We start from the raw sequence: 19,325 nt of genomic DNA, 5'->3' as shown, positions 1-19,325 counted from the left end.
GGGTGCGGCCCGCCGGCCGCACCCCCCGTCTCAGCCCAGCACCGCGAGGGCGCGCGGGCGGCGGGACTCGGCCAGCGCCTCGGCGGTGAGGACGGGCTGCGGGACGACGATCCCGCAGTCGACGCAGACGGGTCCCTCCCAGGGGTCCTGCCCCAGCTCGCCGTCCCAGACGATGTGGCCGCCCCGGCACACCGGGCACTCCTCGCCGGGCTCCGCCTCCAGCGCGGAGATCAGCCTCCGCAGCACCACGGCCAGCGGCGCCCCGGGGTGCACCTCGGGGTCCTCGCAGGCGAGGATGCCGAACCCGCCCCAGGTCAGCCGGTGCCAGTCGTCGAACGCGGGCGGACGGCGCAGGCCGTCGTGCTTCTCCCGCTTGCGGCGGGCCGCGAACTCCACCTCGTACCGCAGCCAGACCGCCCTGGCCTCCTCCAGCTCCTCCAGGGCGGCCACCAGCCGCGCCGGATCGGGGGACCGGTCCTCAGGACCGAACCCGGCCCGGGAGCACAGGTGGTCCCAGGTCGCCCGATGCCCGTAAGGGGCGAACTTCTCCAGGCACTTGCGCAGCGAGTACCGCCGCAGCGCCAGGTCGTTGTGAGGGTCCCGCACCTGTCTCGCGAGACTCCGGAATCCGGCCATCGCCCTGCCACCTCCGTCGCTTGGTACTTCGGCGTCGACGAATGGACGTATCAGCCCCCGATTCGGCTCCATCCGTCCACCGACCGACCCCGACCGGGAACCCCTGCGGGTCCCCGGTCCGTCGCCCGGCGGGCGCCCATGAGCCGAAAAGTGACGCACGCCCACCCTTCTGTCCTGGTCGTACCGGCGGTAACCTCCGGCTCACCGTCTTCGGGAGGAGCAGGAATGCGACGCCGCACCCCACATCCCGTCTCCAGCAGGTCAAGAGTCACTTCCCTCGTGCTCACCGCCACCGCCGCCCTCGCCCTGACCGCCGGCCTGGTCGCGCCGCCACCGGTCGCCACCGCGGCCCCGGCTGCCCGGGCCGCCGCGGCGCCCGCCGTCCCCGACCACTGCGGCCGGCAGTGCGCCGACATCCTGCCGCCGGGCACGAACGGCAGCGCGACCCTGGCCGAGATCCTCGCCCACCGGCTCCTGGGTACGAAACCGGTCCACAGCGACGATCAGTTGGGCCCGTACGACGCTCTGGCATCCGGCTACCCCGCCCTCACCGACACCACACTGGGCGATTTCTTCGCAGACGCGTCTTTCGGGGTGCCCGCCGGTCAGACCGCCTCCGTCAGCCGCCCCCGCCCGGACGTGACGATCACCCGGGACAAGAAGTTCGGCGTCCCGCACATCAAGGGGACCACCCGCTACGGGACCGGCTTCGGCGCAGGCTGGGCGGCCGGGCAGGACCGGCTGTGGCTGATCGACCTGTTCCGCCACATCGGCCGCGGGGAGCTCACCTCGTTCGCCGGCGGGGCGCTCGCCAACCAGGGCCTGGAACAGCAGTTCTGGCCCCAGGCCCCCTACACCGAGGCCGATCTCCAGGCCCAGGTCGACCGGATCGCGGCGACGAACGGGGAGCGCGGACGGCAGGCGCTGGCCGACGCCCAGGCGTACATCGACGGCCTCAACGCCTGGCGGACGCACGCCAAGGCATGGCGGGTCTTCCCCGGCGAGTACGTCCTCACCGGCAAGGTCGACGCCCTCACCAACGCCGGTGAGATCAAGCCGTTCAGGCTCACCGACATGATCGCGCTCGCCTCCGTGGTCGGCGGCCTCTTCGGCGGCGGGGGCGGCGGCGAGGTCCAGAACGCGCTGTCCCTGATGCGGGCCCAGGAGAGGTACGGGGTCGAGAAGGGCACCGAGGTCTGGGAGGGGTTCCGCGAGCGTGACGACCCCGAGGCCGTCCTGACCGTGCACGACGGCACGGCCTTCCCGTACGCCGTGAAGCCCGCGAACCCGCGCGGCGCCGCCATGCCCGACCCCGGCACCGTCGTCCCCGAGCCGCTGGTCCTCGACCGCACCGGCTCCGCCGTCACCGGCGCCAAGGCCCCGGTCGCCGCCCCGAAGAGGCTCCGCCCGCTCCAGGGGATCCACGACGACGGCGTCCTGCCCGCGGACCTCTTCGGCGCGAAGAAGGGCATGTCGAACGCGCTCCTCGTCGCCGGCAGGCACACCGCGAGCGGCAACCCCGTCGCCGTCTTCGGCCCGCAGACCGGCTACTTCGCCCCGCAGCTGCTGATGCTGCAGGAGCTCCAGGGCCCCGGCATCAGCGCCCGCGGCGTCTCCTTCGCCGGCATCGGCATGTACATCCAGCTCGGCCGCGGCCAGGACTACGCCTGGTCGGCCACCTCCGCCGGGCAGGACATCACCGACACCTACGCCGTCGAGCTCTGCCAGGACGACCACCACTACCTCTACCGGGGCGTCTGCACCCCGATGGAGAAGCTGGAGAAGCGCAACGCCTGGAAGCCCACCCTCGCCGACTCCACGGCCGCCGGCTCCTACCGGCTCCAGGTCTGGCGCACGAAGTACGGCATCGTCACCCATCGCGCGAGGATCGACGGCAAGCCGTTCGCGTACACCTCGCTGCGCTCCACCTACCGGCACGAGGCCGACTCCATCGTCGGCTTCCAGATGCTCAACGACCCGACCTTCGTCAAGGACGCCGCCACGTTCCGGCAGGCCGCCCAGCGCATCGGGTACGCCTTCAACTGGTTCTACGCCGACTCCCGTGACATCGCCTACTACAACAGCGGCGACAACCCGGTCCGCGCCGAGGGGGTCGACGCCACCTTCCCGGTCCTCGCGCAACCGGCTTACGAATGGCGGGACTTCGACCCGACGGCGAACACCGCCGCCCTCACCCCGCCCGCGGAGCACCCGCAGTCCGTCAACCAGGACTACTACGTCTCCTGGAACAACAAGCAGGCCGCACGCTACGACTCGGCCGGCTTCGGCAACGGCTCCGTCCACCGCGGCGACCTCCTCGACGACCGGGTGCGGCGGCTCGTGGAGCAGGGCGGCGTCACCCGCGCCTCCCTCACCCGCGCCATGGCCTCCGCGGCCGTCACCGACCTGCGCGGCGAGCAGGTGCTCCCCGAGCTGCTGCGGGTGCTGCGGTCCGCACCCGCCGAGACACCGGAACTCGGCCGGGCGATCGACCAGTTGGCGGACTGGCTCGCGGCGGGCGCCCCCCGCAACCGGACCGCCCCCGGCTCCAGGACCTACGCCCACGCCGACGCGATCCGGCTCATGGACGCCTGGTGGCCGCTCCTGGTGAAGGCGGAGTTCCAGCCCGGCCTCGGGGCGGACCTGTGGACCGCCCTGACCGGCCGCCTCGCCGTCGACGAACCGCCGTCGGCCAGTCAGGGCCCCACCGGCGGGCACGCGGGCTCCGCGTTCCAGTACGGCTGGTGGAGCTATGTCGACAAGGACCTGCGGACGGTCCTCGGCGACCCGGTCCGCGGCGGCCTCGGCCGGGCCTTCTGCGGCGGCGGCGAGCTGTCCGCCTGCCGTGCGGCCCTGGTCGGCGCCCTCGCGCAGGCCGCCGCGAAACCGGCCTCCGAGGTCTACCCCGGCGACGCGAACTGCGCTGCGGGCGACCAGTGGTGCGCGGACGCGATCATCCACCGGGCGCTCGGCGGCATCACCCACGGCCCGATCCAGTGGCAGAACCGGCCGACGTACCAGCTCGTCGCGGAGTTCCCCTCGCGGCGCTGACGGCCCACCGGCCGGGCGCGCCCACCGGCGCGCCCGGCCCGGTCACGCCTCCGGCAGGCCCGCCGCCCGGAGCACCAGCCGCGCCAGTTCCGGGTGGAACACGTCGTGGTGCGCGCCCATCGGCGGGCCGCCGTCCCGCACCACCTCTGCCACGTCCACGTTCACGCACCCGTGACTCGGCATCTTCCCCTGGAGGGCCTCCGGCAGGGTGCAGCGGACCGTCCCCTCGACGCCGTGGATGCCGTCGAAGCCGAGCGCGCCCCATTTGTGGGCGACGCCGAGCAGCCCGTCCCACTCGCCGGACATCCGCGAGGCCAGCGGGTAGAAGACCTCCAGCGAGGTGTCGTGCGCGGAGTAGCAGCACACCACCGGGCCGCGCACCTTCATGTACTGCTGGTGCAGCATCCCCTTGCCGCGGGAGTCGTGCGGCAGGTTCGAGGAGAACGCGAAGTGCGAGAGCACGCCCTGGAGCAGGGTGACCGAGGCGACGGTGTCGACCTCGTCGGGCAGCCCGCGCAGGGCGAAGCCGGCGAGCCGCGCCCCGATGCCGTGGCCGACCAGGTGGACGCGGGTCCCCGGTGACGCCTGGGCGAGGGCGGCCAGTGCGGGCCCCAGCCCCTGCTGGCCCACCACCCCCGCCCGCCGCTTCACCGCGTAGGCGACCGCCTGCCGCAGCAGCTCCCGCGCCCCGTGCCACAGGCCGGACAGGTCCTCGTCGTCCGCTCCCGACCCGAGGCCCGGCCGGGACGGCTCGCACGCGCCGGTCTCCTCCAGCGCCTCCAGGAAGCCGCGGCAGACCGCCGCCGTGTCGTCGAAGAGCATGGCGGGGTCGCTCTGCGGGACCAGCTCGTCCTGGGTGTCGGCGGCGAGCACCGCGTGATCGCTCTCCAGCGGCAGGTCGGCGAGCTTGCGCACCGCGACCCCGAAGGCGTCGAACTCACCCTGCACGGGCGGCTGTTCGGCGAGGAGTCGGATCAGCTCCGCCACCGGCTCGGGATCGTCGGGGAAGCACGCGTGCAGCGCCCGCGCGCTCGCCTCGTCGAGGGCCGGGCCGCCGCCGGCCGCGTCCGTCCCCGGCAGGGGTTCGTCCGCGAACCGCATCGACGGCCAGCGCACCCCTACGAAGCCCAGGCCCGGCGTCCGCTCGGCGAAGAGGTCGAAGAAGCGCGCGTCGAGCGCCCGCGCGAGCGCCTCGTCGGTGTTCCACGCGTGCGCGAACACGACCAGGTCCGTGACCCCGCCCGCCGCCTGTGCGGTCAGGCGTGCGAGCCCGTCGGCGTCCGGTGCCCCGTGGACGTCGAACGTGAGCTCCCAGCGCGGTGCGCCACCCGACTCCGCCGCCATCATGCGTCCTCCCCCTCGCGCGGGCCCCGGCCGGGACCCGATCCGGCGAGGTACGGCTACCCCCGTTCCCGTACGGAAGTCTCCTCGCGGGCCCCGCCGGGCCCGGCTCTTCCACTCCTCCATACCGACCGGTTAGTCTGCCCGGACAGGTGGTCGAGACGAGGGAGTTCCGATGGTGCAGCCCGACGCGTCCGCGCGCCCCGAGACCCCGCCGGCCGCCGCGGCGCCTGTCCGGGGCGGCCACGTGGTCGTCACCGGCGCGGGCGGAGGCATCGGGGCCGCGCTCGCCCGCCGCTTCGCGGCCGAGGGCGCGCGGGTCGTCGTCAACGACCTCGACGCCGACCGCGCCGCCGCCGTCGCCGCCGAGATCGGCGGCACCGCCGTGCCCGGCGACGCCTCCGCGATCGTCGAGGAGGCCCGCGCCGCGCTCGGCGGCACCATCGACACCTGGTGCGCCAACGCCGGGGTGACGGGGGCCGGCGGCCTCGACCCGGTGGCGGACTGGGCGCTGGCCTGGGACGTCAACGTGATGGCCCACGTCCGCGCCGCGCAGGCGCTGCTCCCGCACTGGCTGGAGCGCGGCGGCGGCCGCTTCGTCTCGACGGTGTCGGCCGCCGGCCTGCTCACGATGATCGGCGCCGCGCCCTACAGCGTCACCAAGCACGGCGCGCTCGCCTTCGCCGAGTGGCTCTCCCTCACCTACCGCCACCGGGGCGTGCGGGTCCACGCGATCTGCCCGCAGGGGGTGCGCACCGCGATGCTCGACGCGTCCGGCACCGCCGGCGAGCTGGTCCTCGCCCCCACCGCGATCGAGCCCGAGGACGTCGCCGACGCGCTCTTCGAGGGCATCGCCGAGGACCGCTTCCTGATCCTCCCGCACCCCGAGGTCGCCGACTACTACCGGGCCCGGGCGGCCGACCCCGACCGGTGGCTCGGGCAGATGAACCGGCTCCAGCAGAAGTGGGAGCAGGCGGGCACCTGACCGCGGTCCCTGCCCGCGCCGCGCGCAGGGGCGGATGGGAAGATCCTCGGGCGGGAACGGCGTTCCCGCCGACGGGATCGGACACGGACACGCACGGAAAGCGGGTGACGGCCCCCATGGCCAGAACGACGGACGGGGACGGCACGCCCGTCCCCCAGCGGCTCCTCGCCGCCGCCACCCGGCTCTTCGCCGAACGCGGCTACGACCGCACCTCCGTCCAGGAGATCGTCGAGGCGGCCGGCGTCACCAAGGGCGCGCTCTACCACTACTTCGGCTCGAAGGAGGACCTCCTCCACGAGGTCTACGCCCGCGTCCTGCGGCTCCAACAGGACCGCCTCGACGCCTTCGCCGACTCCGACGCGCCGATCGAGCAGCGCCTGCGGGCCGCGGCGGCCGACGTCGTCGTCACCACCATCGACAACCTCGACGACGCGGCGATCTTCTTCCGCTCCATGCACCAGCTCAGCCCCGAGAAGCTGAAGCAGGTCCGCGCGGAGCGCCGCCGCTACCACGAACGCTTCCGCGCGCTCGTCGAGGAGGGCCAGCGCACCGGTGTCTTCTCCGCGGCCACCCCCGCGGACCTCGTCGTCGACTACCACTTCGGCTCGGTGCACCACCTGTCGACGTGGTACCGCCCGGGCGGCTCCCTGACGGGCCAGCAGGTGGCCGACCACCTGGCGGACCTGCTGCTGAGGGCGCTGCGGCCGTAGTCCGCAGCGCCCACGGGCGCTACTGCGCGTACCGCTTCAGCTCGCGCCGGGCGAGCGACCGCTGGTGGACCTCGTCCGGCCCGTCCGCGAGCCGCAGCGTCCGCGCCGCCGCCCACAGCTCGGCCAGCGGCGTGTCCTGGCTGACGCCTCCCGCCCCGTACAACTGCACCGCGCTGTCGATGATGTCGACGACCGCCCGCGGCGTCGCGATCTTGATCGCCTGGATCTCGGTGTGCGCCCCGCGGTTGCCCACCGTGTCCATCAGCCACGCCGTCTTGAGGACGAGCAGCCGCAGCTGCTCCACCGTCACCCGCGCGTCCGCGATCCACTCCTGCACCACGCCCTGTGCGGCCAACGGCTTCCCGAACGCCGTCCGCGCCACCGCCCGCCGGCACATCAGCTCGATCGCCCGCTCGGCCATCCCGATCAGCCGCATGCAGTGGTGGATCCGCCCCGGCCCGAGCCGCGCCTGCGCGATCGCGAACCCGCCGCCCTCCTCGCCGACGAGGTTCGACGCCGGCACCCGCACCCGGTCGAAGACGACCTCCGCGTGCCCGCCGTGGTAGTGGTCCTCGTAGCCGTAGACGGTCATCGCCCGCCGCACGTCGACCCCGGGCGTGTCCCGCGGCACCAGGATCATCGACTGCTGGCGCCGCACGTCCGCACCGGACGGGTCGGTCTTGCCCATCACGATGAAGATCCGGCAGTCGGGGTTCATCGCCCCGGAGATGTACCACTTGCGGCCCGAGACGACGTACTCGTCACCGTCCCGCTCGATCCGCGTCTCGATGTTCGTCGCGTCCGACGACGCCACCTCGGGCTCCGTCATCGCGAACGCCGAGCGGATCTCGCCCGCGAGCAGCGGCTCCAGCCACTGCTTGCGCTGCTGCTCGGTGGCGAACTGGGCGAGCAGCTCCATGTTGCCGGTGTCGGGCGCGGCGCAGTTCAGCGCGGTCGGGGCGAGTTGGGGGGAGCGGCCGGTGATCTCCGCGAGCGGCGCGTACTGGAGGTTGGTGAGCCCGGCCCCGTACTCCGCGTCGGGCAAGAACAGATTCCAGAGCCCTTGCCGCCGCGCCTCGGCCTTCAACTCGTGCACCACCGCCGGGGTGTCCCACGGCGAGTCCAGCCGCGCCCGCTGCTCCTCGGCCGTCCGCTCGGCCGGGTAGACGTGCTCGTCCATGAACGCGAGCAGCTTCCCGCGCAGTTCCTCGGTACGGGCGTCGTAGGCGAAGTCCATGGCTGATCAGCCCTCCTGAAGGGTGGTGAGGCCGTGCTCGATGAAGACCGGCACCAGATCCCCGATGCGGTCGAAGCCCGCGCCGACGGTCTGCCCGAGCGTGAAGCGGTAGTGGATGCCCTCCAGGATCACGGCGAGCTTGAACCAGGCGAACGCCGTGTACCAGGCGATCGCGCCCACGTCCCGACCGGACAGCGTCGCGTACCGCTCGACGAGCTCCGCCGGGTCCGGGTGGCCGGGCGCCGCGCCCGTGGTGCTGATCGGCGAGTCGGGCAGGTCGATCCGGCGGCTGTACATGACGAGCAGCCCGAGGTCGGTCAGCGGGTCGCCGAGCGTGGACATCTCCCAGTCCAGAACGGCCCTGATCCGGTCGTCCGGCCCGATCAGCACGTTGTCCAGCCGGTAGTCGCCGTGGATCACGGCCGGAGCCTGAGGCGCCGGCAGCGCGCGCCCGAGCGCCGCGTGCAGCTCGTCGATACCGGCCAGCTCCCGGTTGCGCGAGGCGTCGAGCTGCTTGCCCCAGCGCCGCAACTGCCGGTCGAGGAACCCCTCGGGCCGCCCGAAGTCGCCGAGGCCCACCGCCTCGGGGTCCACCGCGTGCAGCGCGACCAGCGTGTCCACCAGGCCCAGGCACGCCGCCCGGGTCCGCTCCGGGCCGATCGCGGCCAGCTCGTCCGCCGTCCGGTAGGGGGTGCCCTCGACGAACTCCATGACGTAGAACGGCGCCCCGATCACCGCCTCGTCCTCGCACAGCAGCACCGTCCGCGGCACCGGCACGTCCGTGCCGTGCAGGGCGCTGATCACCCGGTGCTCGCGCCTCATGTCGTGCGCGGTTGCCAGCACGTGCCCGAGAGGGGGCCGCCGGACGACCCACCGGCCGCCGCCGTCGGCCTCGGCGACGTCGTAGGTGAGGTTCGAGCGGCCGCCCTCGATCAGCCGCGCCGTGAGCGGGCCGGATCCGAGGCGGTCGCGCAGCCGGTCGAGATCGAGGCCGGGCGGGGGTGAGATCGTCATACGGCAATGATGCCGACCAGTCGGTATGCCGTCCAGGGGCCGGGCCGAAGGTGAAGCGGATCACTGCCCCTGCCCGCCGGGCCACCGACCGCCCCCACCGGCCCGCCCACTTGCGTCCCGGCCGCCGAACCCGGAGGGTCGGACGCATGAAGGCGATCAGCTACCGCGCATACGGCGGCCCCGAGGTCCTCGAGTACGGCGACGTCCCCGACCCCAAGGTCGGACCCGACTCCGTGCTCGTCAGGGTACGAGCGGCCGCGGTCAACCCCGTCGACTGGAAGTGCCGCGCCGGCTACCTCGACGGCGCCCTGCGGACGGTGTTCCCCGTCGTCCCCGGCTGGGACGTCGCCGGCGTCGTGGAGCGGGCCGGGCCCGCCGTCACCGAGTTCCAGGCGGGCGACGAGGTCATCGGCTACGTGCGCGAGGACTTCCTCTCCGACGGCACCTTCGCCGAGTACGTCGCCGCCCCCGTCCGCACCCTCGCCCGCAAGCCGCGCAACCTGTCCTTCGAGGAGGCTGCCGGCATCCCGCTGGCCGGCCTCACCGCCTACCAGGGCCTCACCCGCGCCCTGAAGGTCCGCGGCGGCGAGACCGTCCTCGTCCACGCGGCGGCGGGCGGCGTCGGCTCCATGGCCGTGCAGATCGCGAGCCACTTCGGCGCCCGCGTCATCGGCACCGCGAGCGAGCGCAACCACGACTACCTCCGCGGCCTGGGCGCCGAGCCCGTCACCTACGGCGAGGGCCTCGCGGACCGGGTGCGCGAACTCGCGGTCGGCGGCGTCGACGCCGTCTTCGACAGCGTCGGCGGCGACACCCTCCAGGCCTCCGTCGACCTGCTCGCGGACGGAGGTCGGCTGGCGTCCATCGCCGACCCCGAGGTCCTGCAGCTTGGCGGGTCCTACGTCTTCGTCCGCCCCGACCCCGCCGACCTGGCGGCGCTCACCGACCTCGCCGAACTGGGCGTCCTCACCGTCAACGTCGACCGGACCTTCCCGCTGGCGGAGACGGCCGAGGCGCACCGCGTGGGCGAGGAGAACCGCACCCGCGGCAAGATCGTGGTCACCGTCGGCGGCTGAACCGGCCCGAGCGCCCCGGCCCGTCCCCCTCCCGACGCGGCCGGGGCGTCCGCGCGCGCCGCTCAGAGCAGGCTGAACGCGCCGAACACCGCCAGCGCCAGCGCGCACCCCGCGGCCGCCCGGGCAGTCCGCGCCCCCATCGGACGGGGGCGCGCCGTGCTCAGCATCCGCATCCGGCGGTGCGCGACGGCCAGGAACACCAGCCACGCCACCACGCTCAGGCCGGCCGCCGCCGGTTCCGTCAGCGCCCCCGCGTCGTGCATCAGCCCCTGCTTCGCCGCGAGGACCACCGCGACCGTGCAGGCCAGGGTGGTGCGCCGCCACGCGAGCCGGGTCCGCTCGGGCTGCAGCCCCGGATCGCGCACCACCGCGGCGCCGGGGGCGCGCCCCCCGCTCACCCCGCCCACCCGGCGAGGACGACCACGACCATCGCCACCGCCACCACCGCCACGACCAGGCCCAGGACCACCGGGAACCCGGTCGCCGGCAGGTCCTCCCCGCGCCGCATCGCCCGCTCGCAGCGGATCCAGTGGTGCACCGCCCGCAGCGCGCACAGACCGCCGACCACGATCAGCGCCAGCGCGAGCCCGACCCGCCACGCCCAGCGCAGGTCCGGCAGGAACTGGTCCACCGCGAACCCGCCGCCGATCAGCGCGAACGCGGTCCGGATCCACGCCAGGAAGGTCCGCTCGTTGGCGAGCGAGAAGCGGTAGTCGGGGGTCTCGCCCTCGTCCTTGATCCGCTCCGGAGCGAACCACAGGCGCAGGCTGTGCACGAAGTCGATCACGCCGGAACCCTAACCGCGGGCCAACCGGCCCGCCCGCCGCGCACCCCCACCCGGCTCAGCCCGCCCCCGGACCCGACTCCGGCCCCGCCCGGTGCGCCGTCAACCGCCGCCACGCCTCCCCGCCGTCCGGAACCCACTGCCACTCCCCGGGGCCGTCCGCCGCCAGCCGCTCCACGAGCTCCGCCTCGGTGAGGAACGCGTGCCAGGCCACCTCCTCCGCCTGCGGCCGCACCGGCAGCACGCAGCGCACCTCGGCCACGTGGCTCCACCACGACTGCCCGTCGGCTCCCTCGTAGAGGAAGGTGAACAGCGGCGTCGGTTGCGGCAGCCCGCGCACGCCCAACTCCTCCTCCGCCTCCCGCAGCGCCGCCTCGGCGTACCCCTCACCGGCGCCGAGCACCCCGCCCACGAACATGTCGTAGTGCGAGGGGTACACCAGCTTCGCCGCCGTCCTGCGATGCACGAAGATGCGGTCCTGTCCGTCCCTGACCAGCACGAACGCGCACCGGTGGCGCAGCTTGCGCGCGTACACCTCACCCCTGGTGGCCTGCCCGACGACCCGGTCGCGCGCGTCGACCACGTCCAGGATCTCCTCCGCCGCACTCATGCGGTCGATTCAACCAGCCCCCTCCAGGCGGTTGACGGGTTACCCGTCCGTACAGAAGATCGAACCCGTACCGTCCGCGTCCCGGGAGGACTCCGCCATGACGACCTACGACGCCGACGCGATCGTCATCGGCGCGGGCCTCGCCGGCCTCGCCGCCACCGCCGAACTCGTCGACGCCGGGCGCTCGGTGATCCTCCTCGACCAGGAGCCCGAGCAGTCCTTCGGCGGCCAGGCCCACTGGTCCTTCGGCGGCCTCTTCTTCGTCGACTCGCCCGAGCAGCGCCGGATGCGGATCAAGGACCACCGCGACCTCGCCCTCCAGGACTGGCTCGGCACCGCCGGCTTCGACCGCGAGGACGAGGACCGCTGGCCCCGCCGCTGGGCCGAGGCGTACGTCGACTTCGCCGCCGGTGAGAAGCGCGCCTGGCTGCACGCCCAGGGCGTACGGTTCTTCCCCGTCGTCGGCTGGGCCGAGCGCGGCGGCTACGGTGCCACCGGGCACGGCAACTCCGTCCCCCGCTTCCACATCACCTGGGGCACCGGGCCCGGCCTGGTCGCCCCCTTCGAGCGCCGGGTCCGCGAGGGCGTCGCCCGCGGCCTGGTGAAGCTCCGCTTCCGGCACCGGGTGACCGGCCTCGCCCGCTCGGCCGGCGCCGTCGACACCGTCACCGGCGAGATCCTCGAACCCAGCACCGTCGCACGCGGCGAGGCCAGCAGCCGCGAGGCGACCGGCGCGTTCGAGCTGCGCGCCCAGGCCGTGATCGTGACCTCCGGCGGCATCGGCGGCAACCACGACCTCGTCCGCGCCCAGTGGCCCGCCCGGCTCGGCACCCCGCCCGCGCACATGCTCTCCGGCGTCCCCGCGCACGTCGACGGCCTGATGCTCGGCATCGCCGAGGAGGCCGGCGCCCGCCACATCAACCGCGACCGGATGTGGCACTACACCGAGGGCATCCAGAACTGGAACCCGATCTGGGCGCGGCACGGCATCCGCATCCTGCCCGGGCCCTCCTCCCTCTGGTTCGACGCCCGCGGCAAGCGGCTCCCCGTCCCGCTCTTCCCCGGCTTCGACACCCTCGGCACCCTGGAGCACATCCAGCGCACCGGGTACGACCACACCTGGTTCGTCCTCGACCAGCGGATCATCGGCAAGGAGTTCGCGCTCTCCGGCTCCGAGCAGAACCCCGACCTGACCGGCAAGTCCGTCCGGGACGTCCTCACCCGCGCCCGCGCCGACGTCCCCGGCCCGGTCAGGGCGTTCATGGACCACGGCGCGGACTTCGTCGTCGAGAAGGACCTCGCCGCCCTCGTCCGCGGCATGAACAAGCTCACCGAGGAGCCGCTGATCGACGAGGCCGCCCTGCGCCGGGAGATCGTCGCCCGCGACCGGGAGATCACCAACCGCTTCAGCAAGGACTCCCAGGTCATGGCGATCCGCGGGGCGCGCGCCTACCTCGGCGACAAGCTGATCCGCACCGCCGCCCCGCACCGCATCCTCGACCCGGCCGCCGGCCCTCTCATCGCGGTCCGGCTGCACATCCTCACCCGCAAGTCCCTCGGCGGCCTGGAGACCGACCTCTCCTCCCGCGTGCTCACCGCCGAGGGCACCCCGCTGCCCGGCGTCTACGCGGCCGGCGAGGCCGCCGGCTTCGGCGGGGGAGGGGTGCACGGATACCGCTCGCTGGAGGGCACCTTCCTCGGCGGCTGCCTCTTCTCCGGCCGCACGGCGGGCCGGGCGGCGGCGAAGGCGATCGGCTGACGGAAGCGGGCCGGTCCCGGCGGAAGCGGGCCGGTCCCGACGGGGGCGGGGCGATCGGCCGGCGGGGAGGGCTGTCGGCCGTCGTCCGGCGGGGCGGCCGGTCGGCCGAGGGCTACGCCCCGTCCCCGGCCCGCGCACCTGCGTCGAGCCGCTCCACCACCCGGAACCGCTCCGCGACCACCTTCGTGTCGTCATCCACCGCGAAGTCCTCGTCGCCGAGCGCCTCCCGCATCTCCTCGCCGTTCCAGAAACGCTCGTGCGCCTCCCGCCACTCGGCGACGGAGGTGTGCCCCTCGCCCTCGTCCAGCGCGTGCTGGAGATCCACCTCCCCGAGCCGCAGCACCCGCACCTCCGTCACCTCCACGACCGCCACCTCGCGCCCGTCGGAGTCGATCAGCGCCGAACGCTCGCCCACCGGCGGCAGCTCCTCGTCCTCCGCCTCGAACTCCGCGAGCAGCCCGGTCGTCGACACCTTCCGGCCGGTGAGCACGGCCTCCACCAGCCGGTCGCGCAGCGGTCCCGGGAAGGCGAGCAGATACGGCTTGAGCGGTTCGCGAGTCATGGGCCCGAGCGTAAGAGGACCGTAAGGGATCGCGCCTGGCTTTCCGGCGGCAACGGGTGTCGAATCGACATGTGAACGCAGAACGCCTACCGACACCCGGGAAACCGGTGGGTCGCCGCATCGTCCTCGGCATGCTCGGTCTCGGCGCCGCCGGGGTCGCCGCCGCGCCCGTCCTCCAGCGCGCCACGGAGAAGGCCCTCGGCGCCGCCGCGGACAAGGACCCGACGGGCCTGACCGGACTGCTGCCCAACGGCGGCGGGTTCCGCTACTACTCCGTCGTCCCGTCCGTCCCGAAGAAGAACGACGCGACCTACCGGCTCACCGTCGACGGCCTCGTCGACACCCCCGGCACGTACACCCTGGACGAGCTGAGGGCGCTCCCGCAGACCAGGATCGTCCGCGACGTCCAGTGCGTCACCGGCTGGCGGGTCCCCGTGACGCCCTTCGAGGGCGTCACCCTCTCCCGGCTCCTTGACGCGGCCGGCGTCCGACCCGAGGCCGGGGCCATCCGCTTCACCTGCTTCGACGGCGCCTACAGCGAGAGCCTCACCCTCGACCAGGCCCGCCGCGACGACGTCATGGTCGCCCTGCGCATGCGCGACGAACCCCTCAGCCACACCCACGGCGGCCCCGCCCGCCTCTACGTCGCCCCGATGTACTTCTACAAGTCGGCGAAGTGGCTCTCCGGCATCACCCTGACCCGCGACGTCCGGCCGGGCTACTGGGAGGAGCGCGGCTACGACGTCGACGCCTGGGTCGGCCGCTCGAACGGACGTGACGATGCCCCCACCGTCTGAACCCGCCCCGTCCGGACAGCCCGCGCGCGTACGCCGGTTCGGCCCCGCCCAGCGCTGGGTCCACCGCGCCACCGCCTGGTTCACCCTCACCTGCGTCGCCACGGCGGCCTGCCTGTACGTGCCCCAGCTCGCCGAACTCGTCGGCCGGCGCGGCCTGGTCGTCGACGTCCACATCTGGTCGGGACTGCTGATCCCCGTGCCGCTGCTGCTCGGCCTCGCCTCCCGCGCGCTGCGCGCCGACCTCGGCCGGCTCAACCGCTTCGGCCCCCACGACCGGCGCTGGCTGCGCGCGGCCCTGCGCCGCGACCGCCGGCACGCCTCCCGCCCGGCGGACAAGTTCAACGCCGGGCAGAAGGTGTACGCGGCCTGGATCGCCGGGGCCGTCCTCGTGCTCCTCGGCACCGGCCTGATGATGTGGTCCACCGGGATCACCCCGCTGGTCTGGCGGACGGCGGCGACCTTCGTGCACGACTGGCTCGCGCTCGCCGTCGGCATCGTGGTCGCCGGCCACATCGCGAAGGCGTTCGCCGACCCCGAGGCGCGGCGCGGCATGCGCACGGGCAGCGTCGACCCCGCCTGGGCGGCCGTCGAGCACCCGCTGTGGCGGCCGGACGAGGCGCGGGCGGACGAGGCGCGGCCCGACCCGCGTCCGGAGGACGTGCCGTACCGGGGGAGCGGCCCCGGGGCCGACGCCCCCTCGGACACCGGCCCCCGCTGACTACTCCGGCGCCCTGAGCAGATCGACCGCCGTCGCCGCGACCTGCTCCGGCTCCGGGGCCACGTCCACCGTCACCACCCGCTCGTCGGGCCCCGGCGCCTCCAGCGTCGCGAACTGGGAGTCGATCAGCGAGCGCGGCATGAAGTGCCCCTTGCGCTCCGCCTGCCGCTCGGTGATCAGTCGCCGGTCACCGGTGAGGTGGAGCAGGACGATGTCCGGCGCGTGCGACCGCAGCCGGTCGCGGTACGCGCGCTTCAGCGCCGAGCAGCTCACCACCGCGCCGCGGCCCGACCGCTCGGCCGCCCACCGGCCGATCGCGTCCAGCCAGGGCGCCCGGTCGGTGTCGTCCAAAGGGGTGCCGCCGGACATCTTGGCGATGTTGGCCGGCGGGTGGAAGTCGTCGGCGTCGGCGTACTCCACCCCGAGCTTCTCCGCGACCAGCCGGCCGATGGTGGTCTTGCCCGTCCCGCTCACGCCCATGACGACCACGACCCGCGCCGTGCCGTCGGCCCCCGGCGCGTTCCCCTCGAACTCCGACATCCGCGATCCCCTCGGCTCCGCGGCGCCCCACCGGCGCACGCTGCCGACCGCCTACCCGCTCAGTCCTCGACATCCCCGTCGACGTACACCCAGGCCCCGTCGACCCGCGTGAAGCGGCTGCGCTCGCGCAGCTCACCGGGGCGGCCGCCGTCCGTGTACCGGGCGCGGAACTCGACCCGGCCCGCCGCGTGGAACGCCGTCCCGGCCTCCGTCGCGAGGATCTCCAGGCCCGTCCAGCGCATGCCCGCATCGAGCCCCAGCTCGGCGGGGCGGGTGTCGGGGTGCCAGCTACGCAGCAGGTACGCCTCGTCGCCGACCGCGAACGCGGCGTACCGCGAGCGCATCAGCAGCTCGGCGGTCGGTGCGGCGGCCTCCCCGCGGTGGAACCGCCCACAGCAGTCGCCGTACGCGGCGGGCAGCCCGCACGGGCAGGTGGCGGGTGGTGCGGGCGGGGCGGGGACACGGGTGGCGCGGCGCTTCGGCATGCGGCCATTCTGCCCCGGGCGCGCAGGTGCCGGAGAAACAGAAAAACCCCAGGTCGACTGGGGTTTTCAGTGGTGTCCGAGGGGGGACTTGAACCCCCACGTCCGATAAAGGACACTAGCACCTCAAGCTAGCGCGTCTGCCATTCCGCCACCCGGACAAGGTGTCTTCCGCCGGGCCTCTCGGCCGTGGCGACAGAGAAAACAATAGCAAACCTCCAGGGGTGCTCGATCACGGGCTGTTCCTTCGGGGCTCGGTTCGCCTCCGGGGCGCGTCGGGGTGGGCCTTGGGTCCGCGGGGCGGGCGCGCGAGGATGGGGATCCCGCCCCCCTCGGGCGGACCACCAGCAGCGACAGCAGCAGCGGAGGAATCAGCGTGAGCGAGTCGAAGCACGCCACCGGGTCCACGGCCGTCACCGGCGAGGACGAGGTCGTCGACCTCTGCCGGGACCTGATCCGGATCGACACCAGCAACTACGGTGACCACTCCGGGCCCGGCGAGCGGAAGGCCGCGGAGTACATCGCCGAGAAGCTCGCCGAGGTCGGCGTCGAGTCCGAGATCTTCGAGTCGCACCCCGGCCGGGCCTCTCTCGTCGCCCGGATCGAGGGCGAGGACCGCTCCAGGCCGGGCCTGCTGATCCACGGGCACACCGACGTCGTCCCCGCCAACGCGGCGGACTGGACCCACGACCCGTTCTCCGGCGAGATCGCCGACGGCTGCGTCTGGGGGCGCGGCGCCGTCGACATGAAGGACATGGACGCCATGACGCTCGCGGTGATCCGCGAGCGGATGCGCAGCGGCCGCAAGCCCCCGCGCGACATCGTGCTCGCCTTCCTCGCCGACGAGGAGGCCGGCGGCACCTGGGGCGCCCGCCACCTGGTCGACACCCGTCCCGACCTCTTCGAGGGCGTCACCGAGGCCATCGGCGAGGTCGGCGGCTTCTCCTTCACCGTCAACGACGACCTGCGCCTCTACCTCGTCGAGACGGCCGAGAAGGGCATGCACTGGATGCGGCTGACCGTGGACGGCACCGCCGGCCACGGCTCCATGACCAACACCGACAACGCCATCACCGAGCTCTGCGAGGCCGTCGCCCGCCTCGGCCGCCACCAGTGGCCCGTCAGGGTCACCCCGACCGTGCGGTCCTTCCTCGACGAGCTCTCCGACGCCCTCGGCGTCGAGCTGGACGCCGACGACATGGACGAGACGCTCGCCAAGCTCGGCGGCATCGCCAAGATGATCGGCGCCACCCTGCGGAACTCCGCCGCCCCGACCATGCTCGACGCCGGCTACAAGGTCAACGTCATCCCCGGCCAGGCCTCCGCCCACGTCGACGGCCGCTTCCTGCCCGGGTACGAGGACGAGTTCCACGCCGAGGTCGACCGCATCCTCGGCCCCCGGGTCACGCGCGACGCGTCGCGCTCCCACCGCGACAAGGCCCTGGAGACCACCTTCGACGGCAAGCTCGTCGAGGCCATGCAGCTCGCGCTGCGCGCCGAGGACCCGATCGCCCGCGCCATCCCGTACATGCTCTCGGGCGGCACCGACGCCAAGCACTTCGCCGACCTCGGCATCCGCTGCTTCGGCTTCGCCCCCCTCCAGCTGCCGCCCGAGCTGGACTTCGCCGGCATGTTCCACGGGGTGGACGAGCGGGTGCCGGTCGACGGCCTGAAGTTCGGCGTCCGGGTCCTCGACCGGTTCCTCGACGCCAGCTGAGGCACCCCGCGCCGCCTGCGCATTCGCGCGGCTGTGCGAGCCGACCGGAACGGGTGAAAGGGCGGGGTGGCCGTAGCCCCGCCCACCCCTCCTCGTTACAGGGGGTGCGGTCCGAGGCTGGGACCGCATACCAACGAGGAGGAAATACCATGATCAAGAAGGTTGCCGCCGTCGCGGCCGCCACCGGCGGTCTCGTTCTCGCGGGCGCCGGCATGGCCGTCGCCGACTCCGGTGCCCAGGGTGCGGCCACGCACTCCCCGGGCGTCCTCTCCGGCAACGTCGTCCAGGTTCCGGTCCACATCCCGGTCAACGTGTGTGGCAACACCGTTTCCGTGATCGGCCTGCTGAACCCGGCCTTCGGCAACGTCTGCGTCAACGACTGACGTCGAGCGCCCGCCCGTCAGGGCCTGACGTTCCAACGGCCCCGGAGTGCGCGCCATGCGCTCCGGGGCCTTCCGGCTTCCGCCCCCGCTTCTCCGGGGCCGGGAGCCGCGCGCACTCCGCGTGCGGGCAACGAAGCGCGTACGCGTCCGGTAGGTAGAAGTCAGGAAACGAACCATGCGACAGGTTGCGAAGAAGGGCGTGCTCACCGTGGCGGCGGCGGGCGGGATGCTGGCCGCGTTCGGCGGCCAGGCCCACGCCGACTCGGGGGCGACCGGGGACACCGCACAGTCCCCCGGAGTGCTCTCCGGCAACAACGTGCAGGTCCCGGTGCACGTCCCGGTCAACCTCTGCGGCAACACCGTCAACGTCGTCGGCCTCCTCAACCCGGCCGCCGGCAACAGCTGTGCCAACGCCTCCGCCCCGAAGGAGGAGGGCTACGGCGGCGGTTCCGGCACCGGGGCCACCGCCGAGGGGTCGAGCACGAACTCGCCCGGCGTCGGCTCCGGGAACCAGGTCCAGGTCCCCGTCGACATCCCCGTGAACGTCTGCGGGAACAGCGTCGACGTCGTCGGCCTGCTCAACCCGGCCACCGGCAACGACTGCGGGAACCGCGCGGTCGAGGCGCCGCCCGGCGAGCCGGGCGAGCCCGTCGTCCCCGAGACGCCCGAGGAGCCGACCACCCCGGGCACCCCCGGCACGCCGGCCACCCCGGAGACCCCCGGCACGCCGGCCGAGCCGGCCGCGCCCGGGCCGCGGACCCAGAGCGTCACCCCGCCCACCGAGGTCGAGCTGGCCGCGACGGGCGCCGAGACCCCCCTCGGCATCGTGCTGCCGGCGAGCGCGGGCCTGCTCGTCGCCGGCGGGATCCTCTACCGCCGGGCGCGTGCGAAGGCCTGAGCCGCCCGACGGCAGCACGTGAAGG

General features: G+C 73.9%; 20 protein-coding genes and 1 tRNA gene. 10 read left to right on the top strand and 11 right to left on the bottom strand.

The annotated features are described in order from the left end of the window. Window positions 1–30: 30 nt before the first annotated feature. Window positions 31–636, bottom strand: a complete 606-nt coding sequence (locus ACFWEG_RS15320) for a hypothetical protein (protein ID WP_387214561.1) — start codon at window positions 634–636, stop codon at window positions 31–33. 225 nt (window positions 637–861) lie between these two features. On the opposite strand from ACFWEG_RS15320, the gene ACFWEG_RS15315 reads away from it, so the two are divergent. Then, a complete protein-coding gene (locus tag ACFWEG_RS15315; RefSeq protein WP_387214558.1) occupies window positions 862–3,687 on the top strand; it encodes a penicillin acylase family protein in 2,826 nt (941 codons plus the stop codon). A 42-nt stretch (window positions 3,688–3,729) separates the two neighbouring features. Here the strand turns inward: ACFWEG_RS15315 and ACFWEG_RS15310 are convergent, their stop codons facing one another. Next, window positions 3,730–5,034, bottom strand: coding sequence for a serine-threonine protein kinase (locus ACFWEG_RS15310; protein ID WP_387214555.1), 1,305 nt, complete (start codon window positions 5,032–5,034; stop codon window positions 3,730–3,732). A 169-nt stretch (window positions 5,035–5,203) separates the two neighbouring features. Between ACFWEG_RS15310 and ACFWEG_RS15305 the strand changes: the two genes are divergently transcribed. Further along, the gene (locus ACFWEG_RS15305; RefSeq protein ID WP_387214552.1) at window positions 5,204–6,013 is read left to right on the top strand and encodes an SDR family oxidoreductase; all 810 of its coding nucleotides are present in this window, start codon (window positions 5,204–5,206) and stop codon (window positions 6,011–6,013) included. A 116-nt stretch (window positions 6,014–6,129) separates the two neighbouring features. Beyond that, window positions 6,130–6,723: a TetR/AcrR family transcriptional regulator gene (locus ACFWEG_RS15300; protein WP_387214549.1), complete on the top strand. Its 594-nt coding sequence runs from the start codon at window positions 6,130–6,132 to the stop codon at window positions 6,721–6,723. A 19-nt stretch (window positions 6,724–6,742) separates the two neighbouring features. On the opposite strand, the gene ACFWEG_RS15295 is transcribed toward ACFWEG_RS15300, so the two are convergent. After that, entirely contained in the window at window positions 6,743–7,960 is a 1,218-nt protein-coding gene (locus ACFWEG_RS15295; protein WP_387214546.1) for an acyl-CoA dehydrogenase family protein, read from the bottom strand. A 6-nt stretch (window positions 7,961–7,966) separates the two neighbouring features. Next, entirely contained in the window at window positions 7,967–8,974 is a 1,008-nt protein-coding gene (locus ACFWEG_RS15290; RefSeq protein ID WP_387214543.1) for a phosphotransferase family protein, read from the bottom strand. A 146-nt stretch (window positions 8,975–9,120) separates the two neighbouring features. Here ACFWEG_RS15290 and ACFWEG_RS15285 point away from each other — a divergent pair, with 146 nt between their 5' ends. Further along, the gene (locus tag ACFWEG_RS15285) at window positions 9,121–10,050 is read left to right on the top strand and encodes an NADP-dependent oxidoreductase (RefSeq protein ID WP_387214540.1); all 930 of its coding nucleotides are present in this window, start codon (window positions 9,121–9,123) and stop codon (window positions 10,048–10,050) included. 62 nt (window positions 10,051–10,112) lie between these two features. On the opposite strand, the gene ACFWEG_RS15280 is transcribed toward ACFWEG_RS15285, so the two are convergent. The 3 genes from ACFWEG_RS15280 to ACFWEG_RS15270 are packed head-to-tail and all read right to left on the bottom strand — an operon-like array spanning window position 10,113 to window position 11,444. Further along, complete coding sequence (locus ACFWEG_RS15280; protein ID WP_387214537.1) at window positions 10,113–10,448, bottom strand: DUF202 domain-containing protein; 336 nt, start codon at window positions 10,446–10,448, stop codon at window positions 10,113–10,115. Then, the gene (locus ACFWEG_RS15275; RefSeq protein WP_387214534.1) at window positions 10,445–10,837 is read right to left on the bottom strand and encodes a YidH family protein; all 393 of its coding nucleotides are present in this window, start codon (window positions 10,835–10,837) and stop codon (window positions 10,445–10,447) included. The genes ACFWEG_RS15280 and ACFWEG_RS15275 overlap by 4 nt, the downstream gene beginning before the upstream one ends. Window positions 10,838–10,892: 55 nt before the next feature. After that, complete coding sequence (locus ACFWEG_RS15270; protein WP_387214531.1) at window positions 10,893–11,444, bottom strand: NUDIX domain-containing protein; 552 nt, start codon at window positions 11,442–11,444, stop codon at window positions 10,893–10,895. A gap of 97 nt (window positions 11,445–11,541) precedes the next feature. On the opposite strand from ACFWEG_RS15270, the gene ACFWEG_RS15265 reads away from it, so the two are divergent. Beyond that, window positions 11,542–13,203 (top strand): FAD-binding dehydrogenase, encoded by a 1,662-nt coding sequence (locus ACFWEG_RS15265; RefSeq protein ID WP_387214528.1) that lies wholly within the window; start codon window positions 11,542–11,544, stop codon window positions 13,201–13,203. A gap of 112 nt (window positions 13,204–13,315) precedes the next feature. On the opposite strand, the gene ACFWEG_RS15260 is transcribed toward ACFWEG_RS15265, so the two are convergent. Further along, window positions 13,316–13,765 (bottom strand): ASCH domain-containing protein, encoded by a 450-nt coding sequence (locus ACFWEG_RS15260; RefSeq protein WP_387214525.1) that lies wholly within the window; start codon window positions 13,763–13,765, stop codon window positions 13,316–13,318. A gap of 131 nt (window positions 13,766–13,896) precedes the next feature. On the opposite strand from ACFWEG_RS15260, the gene ACFWEG_RS15255 reads away from it, so the two are divergent. Continuing rightward, complete coding sequence (locus ACFWEG_RS15255) at window positions 13,897–14,562, top strand: molybdopterin-dependent oxidoreductase (protein ID WP_387214613.1); 666 nt, start codon at window positions 13,897–13,899, stop codon at window positions 14,560–14,562. Continuing rightward, window positions 14,546–15,280, top strand: coding sequence for a cytochrome b/b6 domain-containing protein (locus tag ACFWEG_RS15250; protein ID WP_387214522.1), 735 nt, complete (start codon window positions 14,546–14,548; stop codon window positions 15,278–15,280). The genes ACFWEG_RS15255 and ACFWEG_RS15250 overlap by 17 nt, the downstream gene beginning before the upstream one ends. On the opposite strand, the gene ACFWEG_RS15245 is transcribed toward ACFWEG_RS15250, so the two are convergent. The 3 genes from ACFWEG_RS15245 to ACFWEG_RS15235 all read right to left on the bottom strand — a co-directional run bounded on the left by ACFWEG_RS15245 (window position 15,281) and on the right by ACFWEG_RS15235 (window position 16,463). After that, entirely contained in the window at window positions 15,281–15,820 is a 540-nt protein-coding gene (locus tag ACFWEG_RS15245; protein ID WP_387214519.1) for a gluconokinase, read from the bottom strand. A 59-nt stretch (window positions 15,821–15,879) separates the two neighbouring features. Next, window positions 15,880–16,305, bottom strand: a complete 426-nt coding sequence (locus ACFWEG_RS15240) for a YchJ family protein (protein WP_387214516.1) — start codon at window positions 16,303–16,305, stop codon at window positions 15,880–15,882. Between the two features lie 70 nt (window positions 16,306–16,375). Continuing rightward, window positions 16,376–16,463: transfer RNA gene (locus ACFWEG_RS15235), tRNA-Leu, on the bottom strand. 215 nt (window positions 16,464–16,678) lie between these two features. Between ACFWEG_RS15235 and ACFWEG_RS15230 the strand changes: the two genes are divergently transcribed. From ACFWEG_RS15230 to ACFWEG_RS15220, 3 genes are all read left to right on the top strand, one after another. Beyond that, the gene (locus tag ACFWEG_RS15230; protein ID WP_387214513.1) at window positions 16,679–18,019 is read left to right on the top strand and encodes a M20/M25/M40 family metallo-hydrolase; all 1,341 of its coding nucleotides are present in this window, start codon (window positions 16,679–16,681) and stop codon (window positions 18,017–18,019) included. A gap of 149 nt (window positions 18,020–18,168) precedes the next feature. Next, window positions 18,169–18,402, top strand: coding sequence for a chaplin ChpH (gene chpH / locus ACFWEG_RS15225; protein WP_387214510.1), 234 nt, complete (start codon window positions 18,169–18,171; stop codon window positions 18,400–18,402). A gap of 175 nt (window positions 18,403–18,577) precedes the next feature. Beyond that, window positions 18,578–19,300, top strand: a complete 723-nt coding sequence (locus ACFWEG_RS15220) for a chaplin (RefSeq protein ID WP_387214507.1) — start codon at window positions 18,578–18,580, stop codon at window positions 19,298–19,300. Window positions 19,301–19,325: the final 25 nt, after the last annotated feature.

This window comes from Streptomyces sp. NPDC060194, assembly GCF_042728285.1.
Classification (GTDB): Bacteria; Actinomycetota; Actinomycetes; order Streptomycetales; family Streptomycetaceae; genus Streptomyces.
The sequence above is the reverse complement of the archived record's forward strand: the minus strand, read 5'-3'. Positions and strand labels throughout refer to the sequence as shown.

Bases quoted from the DNA above. Each gene is read 5' to 3' on its own strand.
- ACFWEG_RS15320 (WP_387214561.1), bottom strand. From the start codon at position 636: ATGGCCGGATTCCGGAGTCTCGCGAGACAGGTGCGGGACCCTCACAAC.
- ACFWEG_RS15245 (WP_387214519.1), bottom strand. From the start codon at position 15,820: ATGTCGGAGTTCGAGGGGAACGCGCCGGGGGCCGACGGCACGGCGCGG.
- ACFWEG_RS15255 (WP_387214613.1), top strand. From the start codon at position 13,897: ATGCTCGGTCTCGGCGCCGCCGGGGTCGCCGCCGCGCCCGTCCTCCAG.
- ACFWEG_RS15310 (WP_387214555.1), bottom strand. From the start codon at position 5,034: ATGATGGCGGCGGAGTCGGGTGGCGCACCGCGCTGGGAGCTCACGTTC.
- ACFWEG_RS15220 (WP_387214507.1), top strand. From the start codon at position 18,578: ATGCGACAGGTTGCGAAGAAGGGCGTGCTCACCGTGGCGGCGGCGGGC.
- chpH (WP_387214510.1), top strand. From the start codon at position 18,169: ATGATCAAGAAGGTTGCCGCCGTCGCGGCCGCCACCGGCGGTCTCGTT.
- ACFWEG_RS15290 (WP_387214543.1), bottom strand. From the start codon at position 8,974: ATGACGATCTCACCCCCGCCCGGCCTCGATCTCGACCGGCTGCGCGAC.
- ACFWEG_RS15250 (WP_387214522.1), top strand. From the start codon at position 14,546: ATGCCCCCACCGTCTGAACCCGCCCCGTCCGGACAGCCCGCGCGCGTA.
- ACFWEG_RS15315 (WP_387214558.1), top strand. From the start codon at position 862: ATGCGACGCCGCACCCCACATCCCGTCTCCAGCAGGTCAAGAGTCACT.
- ACFWEG_RS15285 (WP_387214540.1), top strand. From the start codon at position 9,121: ATGAAGGCGATCAGCTACCGCGCATACGGCGGCCCCGAGGTCCTCGAG.
- ACFWEG_RS15295 (WP_387214546.1), bottom strand. From the start codon at position 7,960: ATGGACTTCGCCTACGACGCCCGTACCGAGGAACTGCGCGGGAAGCTG.
- ACFWEG_RS15300 (WP_387214549.1), top strand. From the start codon at position 6,130: ATGGCCAGAACGACGGACGGGGACGGCACGCCCGTCCCCCAGCGGCTC.
- ACFWEG_RS15305 (WP_387214552.1), top strand. From the start codon at position 5,204: ATGGTGCAGCCCGACGCGTCCGCGCGCCCCGAGACCCCGCCGGCCGCC.
- ACFWEG_RS15270 (WP_387214531.1), bottom strand. From the start codon at position 11,444: ATGAGTGCGGCGGAGGAGATCCTGGACGTGGTCGACGCGCGCGACCGG.
- ACFWEG_RS15265 (WP_387214528.1), top strand. From the start codon at position 11,542: ATGACGACCTACGACGCCGACGCGATCGTCATCGGCGCGGGCCTCGCC.
- ACFWEG_RS15260 (WP_387214525.1), bottom strand. From the start codon at position 13,765: ATGACTCGCGAACCGCTCAAGCCGTATCTGCTCGCCTTCCCGGGACCG.
- ACFWEG_RS15240 (WP_387214516.1), bottom strand. From the start codon at position 16,305: ATGCCGAAGCGCCGCGCCACCCGTGTCCCCGCCCCGCCCGCACCACCC.